The organism is uncultured Thiodictyon sp., assembly GCF_903828115.1.
In the GTDB taxonomy this organism is placed as follows: domain Bacteria; phylum Pseudomonadota; class Gammaproteobacteria; order Chromatiales; family Chromatiaceae; genus Thiodictyon.
In genome coordinates this window covers 1-7,063 of record NZ_CAIKKU010000655.1, presented here as the reverse complement: position 1 = coordinate 7,063, position 7,063 = coordinate 1, and the positions used below count along the sequence as shown (strand labels likewise).

At 68.7% G+C, this 7,063-nt stretch carries 10 protein-coding genes; 3 read left to right on the top strand and 7 right to left on the bottom strand.

From position 1 onward, the window contains the following. Nucleotides 1–325: 325 nt before the first annotated feature. From QZY48_RS24775 to QZY48_RS24765, 3 genes are all read left to right on the top strand, one after another. Complete coding sequence (locus tag QZY48_RS24775) at nucleotides 326–1,231, top strand: TIR domain-containing protein (protein WP_295436087.1); 906 nt, start codon at nucleotides 326–328, stop codon at nucleotides 1,229–1,231. A gap of 154 nt (nucleotides 1,232–1,385) precedes the next feature. Next, entirely contained in the window at nucleotides 1,386–1,640 is a 255-nt protein-coding gene (locus QZY48_RS24770; RefSeq protein WP_295436085.1) for a hypothetical protein, read from the top strand. Beyond that, nucleotides 1,606–2,166, top strand: a complete 561-nt coding sequence (locus QZY48_RS24765) for a hypothetical protein (RefSeq protein WP_295436083.1) — start codon at nucleotides 1,606–1,608, stop codon at nucleotides 2,164–2,166. The genes QZY48_RS24770 and QZY48_RS24765 overlap by 35 nt, the downstream gene beginning before the upstream one ends. Here QZY48_RS24765 and QZY48_RS24760 read toward each other — a convergent pair. The 7 genes from QZY48_RS24760 to QZY48_RS24730 all read right to left on the bottom strand — a co-directional run bounded on the left by QZY48_RS24760 (nucleotide 2,148) and on the right by QZY48_RS24730 (nucleotide 6,831). Next, on the bottom strand, nucleotides 2,148–2,321 hold the full coding sequence (locus QZY48_RS24760) for a hypothetical protein (protein ID WP_295436081.1): 174 nt from the start codon (nucleotides 2,319–2,321) through the stop codon (nucleotides 2,148–2,150). The two genes, QZY48_RS24765 and QZY48_RS24760, sit on opposite strands and share 19 nt — an antisense overlap. 64 nt (nucleotides 2,322–2,385) lie before the next feature. After that, nucleotides 2,386–2,628, bottom strand: coding sequence for a hypothetical protein (locus QZY48_RS24755; protein ID WP_295436079.1), 243 nt, complete (start codon nucleotides 2,626–2,628; stop codon nucleotides 2,386–2,388). A gap of 124 nt (nucleotides 2,629–2,752) precedes the next feature. Continuing rightward, the gene (locus QZY48_RS24750; protein WP_295436077.1) at nucleotides 2,753–3,091 is read right to left on the bottom strand and encodes a hypothetical protein; all 339 of its coding nucleotides are present in this window, start codon (nucleotides 3,089–3,091) and stop codon (nucleotides 2,753–2,755) included. A gap of 10 nt (nucleotides 3,092–3,101) precedes the next feature. After that, the gene (locus tag QZY48_RS24745; RefSeq protein ID WP_295436076.1) at nucleotides 3,102–3,452 is read right to left on the bottom strand and encodes a hypothetical protein; all 351 of its coding nucleotides are present in this window, start codon (nucleotides 3,450–3,452) and stop codon (nucleotides 3,102–3,104) included. 13 nt (nucleotides 3,453–3,465) lie between these two features. Continuing rightward, nucleotides 3,466–4,032 (bottom strand): dihydroneopterin triphosphate diphosphatase, encoded by a 567-nt coding sequence (gene nudB, locus QZY48_RS24740; RefSeq protein WP_366929770.1) that lies wholly within the window; start codon nucleotides 4,030–4,032, stop codon nucleotides 3,466–3,468. Between the two features lie 10 nt (nucleotides 4,033–4,042). After that, a complete protein-coding gene (gene aspS / locus QZY48_RS24735; RefSeq protein ID WP_295436074.1) occupies nucleotides 4,043–5,821 on the bottom strand; it encodes an aspartate--tRNA ligase in 1,779 nt (592 codons plus the stop codon). Between the two features lie 656 nt (nucleotides 5,822–6,477). Next, on the bottom strand, nucleotides 6,478–6,831 hold the full coding sequence (locus QZY48_RS24730; protein WP_295436072.1) for a zinc ribbon domain-containing protein: 354 nt from the start codon (nucleotides 6,829–6,831) through the stop codon (nucleotides 6,478–6,480). Nucleotides 6,832–7,063: the final 232 nt, after the last annotated feature.

Here is a 7,063-nt window from a genome sequence, read left to right as displayed (position 1 = left end):
GGTGCGGCGCTCCCAGAAACCGTTGCGGCTTAACCAAATGGCAGGCTGTAGGATGGGTAGAGCGCAGCGAAACCCATCATTCGCCAGCGGACAGGGTGGATAAGGCGCGCGGCACCCGGGCCGGAAGGGTCCGGGGCCGGCGCGCGCTGCATCCACCCGCCCGGAGGTCGGCGGTCCGCGTAGCACTACGGTTTTGTATTACAACACGCTTGTAGCGCCGCCGACGGGAATGACGATCCAGGCCGTACGACGCACGCTTGCCCCACCGCCGTCTTGAGCCCCGAAGGGGCGCCACATACCAGCCCAGGGCAGCGCCCTGGGTCAGGTGCTCTACGACAGGTACCACGAGGCCGAGTTCGGCCGACCGAACCTCGGCACCTATCTATCCGACCTCTACCACCGGCAATCCGAGCTGATTGCGGTGTTTCTGTGCGCCGATTACAACGCCAAGGAATGGTGCGGACTGGAGTGGCGGGCACTGCTCGATCTCATCAAGCAGCGGCAGGACGCGGCCATCATGCCGCTGCGCTTCGACAATACCGAGGTGCCCGGCCTGTTCTCGATCGATGGCCATGTCTGGATCGGCGACGGCCGCAGCCCGGCGGAAGTGGCCGACCTCATCCTCGAGCGCTGGCGGATCAATACCGGCCAGTCCGGGACCAAGCCGACCGCAACCGCGGCGGCTCAACCCCGCATCGACCTTACGAAGCTCCCCTTCGGCGCCGCCGACTTCCTCGGCCGGCAAACCGAACTGCAGCTGCTGGACGACGCCTGGTCCGACCCCGGCACCTGCGCACTGGAACTCACCGCCCCCGGCGGCGTCAGCAAGACCGCGCTGGTCAAGCGCTGGCTGGACCGGCTGCGCGCCGCCGACTGGCGCGGGGCCGAACTGGTCTTCGGCTGGAGCTTCTTCAGCCAAGGCACCGGCGACGACCGCCAGGCCTCGGACGACGGCTTCTTCAGCAGCGCGTTCGACTGGTTCGAGGTCGCCCACGACCCCGCCTCCTCGCCCTGGGACAAGGGCAAACTCCTGGCCCAGGCGGTCGCCGCCCACCGGACGCTGCTGGTGCTCGACGGCGTGGAACCGCTGCAATACCCGCCCGGCCCCATGGCGCCGTGGTCCGCCAGGATCTCGCCAACCTCAGCGCCGCCGACGGCGCCCGGCTGCTGCACCGGCTGCGCGTCCAGCGCGCCGGGTCCGCGTCCATCGCCCCGGACGATCCGCAGCTGATCGCCGCCGCCCGCGAGGTCCGCGACCACGCACTCAGCCTGACTCTGCTCGGTAGCTTCCTCGCTCAGGCCCATGGAGGCGACTGCCGCCAGAGGGACACGGTCGACCTGGCGGATGCCGACGAGAGGCCCTTGGCAACCCGGCCTTCTGGGTCATGGCCGCCTGCGAGACCTGGTTCGGGCGCGCGGGCGGGGAAGGCGCCCGGGAACTGGCGGCCCTGCGCCTGCTCGGGTTCTTCGACCGCCCGGCCGAGGCCGGCTGCCTGGCCGCGCTGCGGCAGGCACCGCCCATGGCCGGGTTGACCGAGCCGCTGTTCGTCGGCGCCAAGCGCTTTCTCGGTCTGGGGACCAGTCGCGCACGGGTGCCTGGCGGGGTTGCAGCAGCAGGCGTGCGAGGAGGTCTATCGTGACCGTATAAGCCGCAGCGCCGAAGCCTATGCCGTCAGGAAGCTTGGCGCCTTCGGTGCCGAGTTGGGCGCGGTCGCCTGCTTCTTCGACGAGCCCTGGCAGCGGGTCTCCGCCGCCTTGACCGAGCCCGACCGGGCCTGGCTGCTTAATCAGGCCGCCTTCCGGCTGCGCGCGCTGGGCCGGCTGACCGAGGCGCTGGAGCCGATGCGGGCTGCCTTGGAGGTGGCGATTGAGCAGGAGAATTGGAAAAGCGCTGCGATTCGCGCCATCAACCTGAGCGAACTGGAGTTGACCCTGGGTCTGGTGTCGGACGCGCTGGCGGACGCCGGGCAGTCGGTGGAGTATGCCGGTCGCTATGCCGATCGCAGCGGCGATGGCTTTTGGCGCATGAGTACGCGCACGACCCTGGCCGATGCACTGCAAGGGTCGGCCGAGTCCGTCGATTGGGCTGAGGAACAAAGCCCAACAAGCGCCCCCGCGGATACAAGCGCCCCGTTGGGCTTCGTTCCTCAGCCCAAGGCCGTCTGAATACCGCGGCTAGTCATGACGACCTTGCTCACGCAGTCGGTGAAGCTCCATGCCTTGTCCGAGAACTGCCGATAGACACCCCAGGCCGCACGGATGTCATCCGACGACACCAGATGCAGTTCGGCCAACACCTCGTCCAGCAGCATCTGGCCCACGCGGCCGAGTGATCCGCGTCCTTGGGCACAAAGGCGGCAAACCAGGCGCCGGTGTCGACGAAGATCACGGCCGCCGACCATAGAGCAGGGCGTCGTGGTCCCGGTTGCAGAAGCCGTCGTCCGCGCCCTCACTGGGCAGGGCATCCAGTTCCTGCAGCAAGCCCTCCAGTTGCGCCTTGCGCTCAGCGGTTGTGGCCGTACTCCGGTCCCGCTGAAGGCCGCGGGCCAGGACCTCAATGAGGTGGAGCTTTTCACGGCGGTCAAGGCCATCGATGGCCCATTCAATCTCGGCAGTTTGCGGTTGCATGGGTGATCTCCGATGGTGACTGGAGGGAGTCTAGCCGATGGCGAACCACCCGTGGAGGCCGGCCGCGACCACGAACGGACCTCTCCCGGGGCACACCGTCGCGGCGGGACGCCGCTCCCACACTTCAGGTCGGGCGGCGCGAGCCCCAGTGAACGCCGTAGTCGCGCTCCATCCGGGCGGCCGTCGCGGCACTCAGGAGCCCATAGAGTCGCTCCATGACCGCACCCTCGGGACTGCCCGCCAGGTCGTCGAAGCCCGGTTCCGATTTGCGGGTCAGGGCGTGCCGGACGCGGGCGACCAGGGAATGGGGCAGCAGACGCTGGGCCAGCCCGGCGATGCCGGTGCGCCGCAGCAAGCGTGAGACGCCGGTCTCGAGACGATGGTCGCCGACGTTGAACTCATCCGAACCCCCGGCGACCGGCTCGGGTTCGAGGCCCAGGTGAGCGAAGCAGCGCCCGAGCACCAGCCCCTGGTCAGAGCGCAGGGATTCCTGCGGGATAACCAGCAGGGCCTCGCCGAACTCGCGGGCATAGACCTCGACCAGGGGGTCGTAGAAGCCGCAGGCGATCAGGCTTCACCAGGCGCCCGCGGCGGCGGGCGGCGGCGATGGCGGCCCCATAGTCCGCGGCGCCCAGGCCATTGGCGCGGGCGCGCGCCGGGATGTCCGGGTCCAGCCCCCAGGAGAAGCGGTGGGGCTCCTTGGGCTCCATCAGCGAGACCTGGCGGTGCCCGCAGAGCAGGGTGGCGAGCGCGGTGGTGCCGGCCTTGGGGAAGCCGGCGATGACGATATCGGGATATTCGTCCGCAAGGCAGTGATCAACCATCGGCGTTCACCACTCAGCCCCCGGACAGCGCCAGGATGGCATCCCGATTGGTCCAGGAACTGGCCAGGTTGGCGGCGCGCAACCCCGGCAGCCAGCGGTACTCCAGGTGTTCGGCGGGATCGAGCCGGATGATGCGCCGCGTCTCCAGCACCAGGGCGAACCAGTATTCGCGGTTGAAGCGCACATTGGGCGCATAGCGCTCGCGCCAGGCGCGCATGATGGGGAAGAGGACGGAGCGGCGCAGGTCGACCAGGGCGGAGCCGGCCCAGAGGCCGGTTTCCTCGCGGATCTCGCGCAGGGCCGCCAGGCGCGGACTCTCCCCGGGGCCGAGGCTGCCGGTGACCGATTGCCAGAACTGGCCGGGGTGGGTGCGCCGCAACATCAGGAACTCGCCGCCCCTGGTGCAGATCACCACCAGGACGGACTGGGGGCGTTTGAAGCGGGTGCGGGCACCGGGCGCGGCCGCCCCGGCGGCGGCCGGGTCCGCCAGCCCGGCCATCGGGTCCGCCCCGGCCCCCTGCGGGAGGTCCGGGTGGGACTCCGGCGGCCCGTCCGCCCGCGTCTCGATCGCCAGCGCCATGGCCGCCCCCTCAGGCCCGCGCCCGGATGCGCAGCCCCAACTCTTTGAGCTGGGCCTCGTCCACCGGGGACGGGGCGCTGGTCATCAGACAGGCGGCGGTCTGGGTCTTGGGGAAGGCCATGACATCGCGGATGGAGGCCGCCCCGGTCATCAGCATCACCAGCCGGTCGAGCCCGAAGGCGACCCCGCCGTGGGGCGGGCAGCCGAAGCGCAGGGCGCGCAGCAGGAAGCCGAAGCGGTCCTCGGCCTGCTGCTCGGAGATGTTCAGCAGGCTGAAGACCTGGCGCTGCACCGTATCGCGATGGATACGGATGGAGCCGCCGCCGATCTCGCTGCCGTTGAGCACCATGTCATAGGCGCGCGACAGGCAGGCGCCGGGGTCCGTCGCAAGCAAGTCGAGCTGGTCCTCCTTGGGGGCCGTGAAGGGGTGGTGCAGTGCCGCCCAGCGGCTATTGGCCGCGTCGTGCTCGAACATGGGGAAGTCGACCACCCACAGCGGCCGCCAGCCGGACTCAAGCAGGCCCCGATCCTGCCCCAGGCGCACCCGCAGGGCGCCGATGGCCTCGTTGACCACGCTCGCCTGGTCGGCGCCGAAGAAGATCAGGTCCCCGTCCACCGCGGCGGTGCGGGCCATGATGCCGTCGATGGCGGCGGCATTGAGGTTCTTGAGGATCGGCGACTGCAACCCCTCGGCGCCCTTGGTCGACCAGTCGTTGACCTTGATGTAGGCCAGGCCCCGAGCGCCATAGATGCCGACGAACTTGGTGTAGTCGTCGATCTCCTTGCGCGACAGCTCGCAGCCCTTGGGCAGGCACAGGGCCACCACCCGGCCCTTCGGGTCCTGGGCCGGGCCGGCGAAGACCTTGAAGTCGACGCCGACCATCAGGTCGCCCACGTCGACCAGTTCCAGCGGGATGCGCAGATCCGGCTTGTCCGAGCCGTAACGGCGCATCGCCTCCTGATAGGTCAGGCGCGGGAAGGGGTTGGGCAGCTCGGTGTCCAGGACCTCCTTGAAGAGCCGGCGGATCATCTCCTCCATGAGGCCCATCAGCGCGTCCTCGGTCATGAAGGAGACCTCGATATCGAGCTGGGTGAACTCCGGCTGCCGGTCGGCCCTCAGGTCCTCGTCGCGGAAGCAGCGGGCCACCTGGTAGTAGCGGTCCATCCCCGACATCATCAGCAACTGTTTGAACAACTGGGGCGACTGGGGCAGCGCGAAGAACTCGCCCGGGTGGGTGCGGCTGGGGACCAGATAGTCCCGGGCACCCTCGGGGGTGGACTTGGTGAGGATGGGCGTCTCGATGTCCAGAAAACCCTGGTCGTCCAGGTAGTTGCGCATGACCCGCGTGACGCGGCTGCGCACCCGCAGGCGCTCCTGCATCTCCGGGCGGCGCAGATCGATATAGCGATAGCGCAGGCGCACCTCCTCGGAGGTGTCGGCGGAGTGGGTGTCGAGCTGGAAGGGCGGGGTCTCGGCCGCGTTGAGGATCGTCAGCCCCGTACCCAGGACCTCCACCTCACCGGTGGGCAGGTCCGGGTTCACGGTGCCCTCGGGGCGCGGGCGCACCCGGCCCTCCACACGCAGCACATACTCGCTGCGCGCCTGTTCGGCCAGGGCGAAGACCTCCGCCCGGTCCGGGTCCAGGACCACCTGGACCAGCCCCTCGCGGTCGCGCAGGTCGATGAAGATGACCCCGCCATGGTCCCGCCGCCGATGCACCCAACCGCACAGGATGACCTCCTGTCCGATCAGGGCGCTGTTCAATTCACCGCAGTAGTGCGTACGCATGAGCCGATCGCCTTGTTGGCCGCTCCGGGGCGCAACGGCGCCTCGGATAAAACGGTTCAAGATACTGGGCTACCGGGGGTCGCGCAAGTTGCGATGCAGCAATCTGGCTGAGGGCCTGGTGGGAGCGGGCTGCGGCCGCGCTCGGGCCCAGCGGCAACCAACCGGCCCGGACCTCTCGTTCCCACGCTCCGGCGTGGGAATGCAGCGCGGGCGCTCCGCGTCCCGTCTGGTTACTGGACACGGGGCGCCCGCTCTTGCTCCCACGCAGGAGCGTCACTGCCATCAAGTCAAGGCGCACTCGCCGACCGCGTCGCCTCTGCCTGGAGTCCAAGGCTTCAGCCTTGGCGCGCTCCAAGGCTAACGGTCAAAGCACCCGCGCCACCCCGGAACATGAAAGTCCTCTCGACCGCTAGCTCGATGGCCACCGTAGGGGGCGGCGTAGTCAGGGCTTCCAGCCCTGACTGTCGCAGCCCCGACACCGTCAGGCCAGGATGGCCTGACGACGCACTTTCACGGTAAAGCCTCGGACTCCAGGCGCTTGGGCTGCGGCGCTAAACTAACTGGCAGTGACGCCGGAGCGTGGGAGCCGGCAGCGCTCAACTTAACGGCATTGTGCGGCAACGCCAGTCGCGGCGGGACGCCGCTCCCACAGACCCTCAGGCGGCGTCCGGCTTGGCGGCGGGCTTTTTTTCGGCCGGCTTGGCCGCGGTTTCGGCGGGCTTGGCAGTCTCCGTCTTTTTCTCGGCGCCGCCGCCGGACTTCTCCCCGCCGTCGGACTTCTCCCCGCCGCCGGCCTTCTCGCCGTCGCCGTGGAGGTTCTTCTTCCCGCCGGTCTTGAAATCGGTCTCGTACCAGCCGCCGCCCTTGAGCCGGAAGCCGGCGGCGGAGATCAGTTTTTTCAGGGTCGGCTCGCCGCAGGCCGGGCACTCGGTCAGGGGGTCCTCGGCGAGCTTCTGGAGCTTCTCCAGTTCGTGGCCGCAACGCTCGCAGCGATATTCGTAGATAGGCATAGCAACTTCCTCAGTGTTCGATCGGGCGGGAGTTATAGGGATTTCCGCCCCGAAGTCAAATTCTCGGGATCCCAGGGGGTGCGATCAGAACTGATGTGGTGACCGAGATCCCGGGTACGCTGTCGTTGTCGTTGTCGTTGTCGTAGTCGTTGTCGTTGTCGTTGTCGTTGTCGTTGTCGGCGTCGTTGTCGTTGCCGTTGCCGTTGTCGTTGTCGTTGTCGTTGTCGTTGTC

What these genes read in the sequence shown, in the direction of transcription:
- nudB (WP_366929770.1), bottom strand. Translation starts at nt 4,032, where the DNA reads ATGGCGCTGGCGATCGAGACGCGGGCGGACGGGCCGCCGGAGTCCCAC.
- aspS (WP_295436074.1), bottom strand. Translation starts at nt 5,821, where the DNA reads ATGCGTACGCACTACTGCGGTGAATTGAACAGCGCCCTGATCGGACAG.
- QZY48_RS24730 (WP_295436072.1), bottom strand. Translation starts at nt 6,831, where the DNA reads ATGCCTATCTACGAATATCGCTGCGAGCGTTGCGGCCACGAACTGGAG.
- QZY48_RS24745 (WP_295436076.1), bottom strand. Translation starts at nt 3,452, where the DNA reads ATGGTTGATCACTGCCTTGCGGACGAATATCCCGATATCGTCATCGCC.
- QZY48_RS24755 (WP_295436079.1), bottom strand. Translation starts at nt 2,628, where the DNA reads ATGCAACCGCAAACTGCCGAGATTGAATGGGCCATCGATGGCCTTGAC.
- QZY48_RS24770 (WP_295436085.1), top strand. Translation starts at nt 1,386, where the DNA reads ATGGCCGCCTGCGAGACCTGGTTCGGGCGCGCGGGCGGGGAAGGCGCC.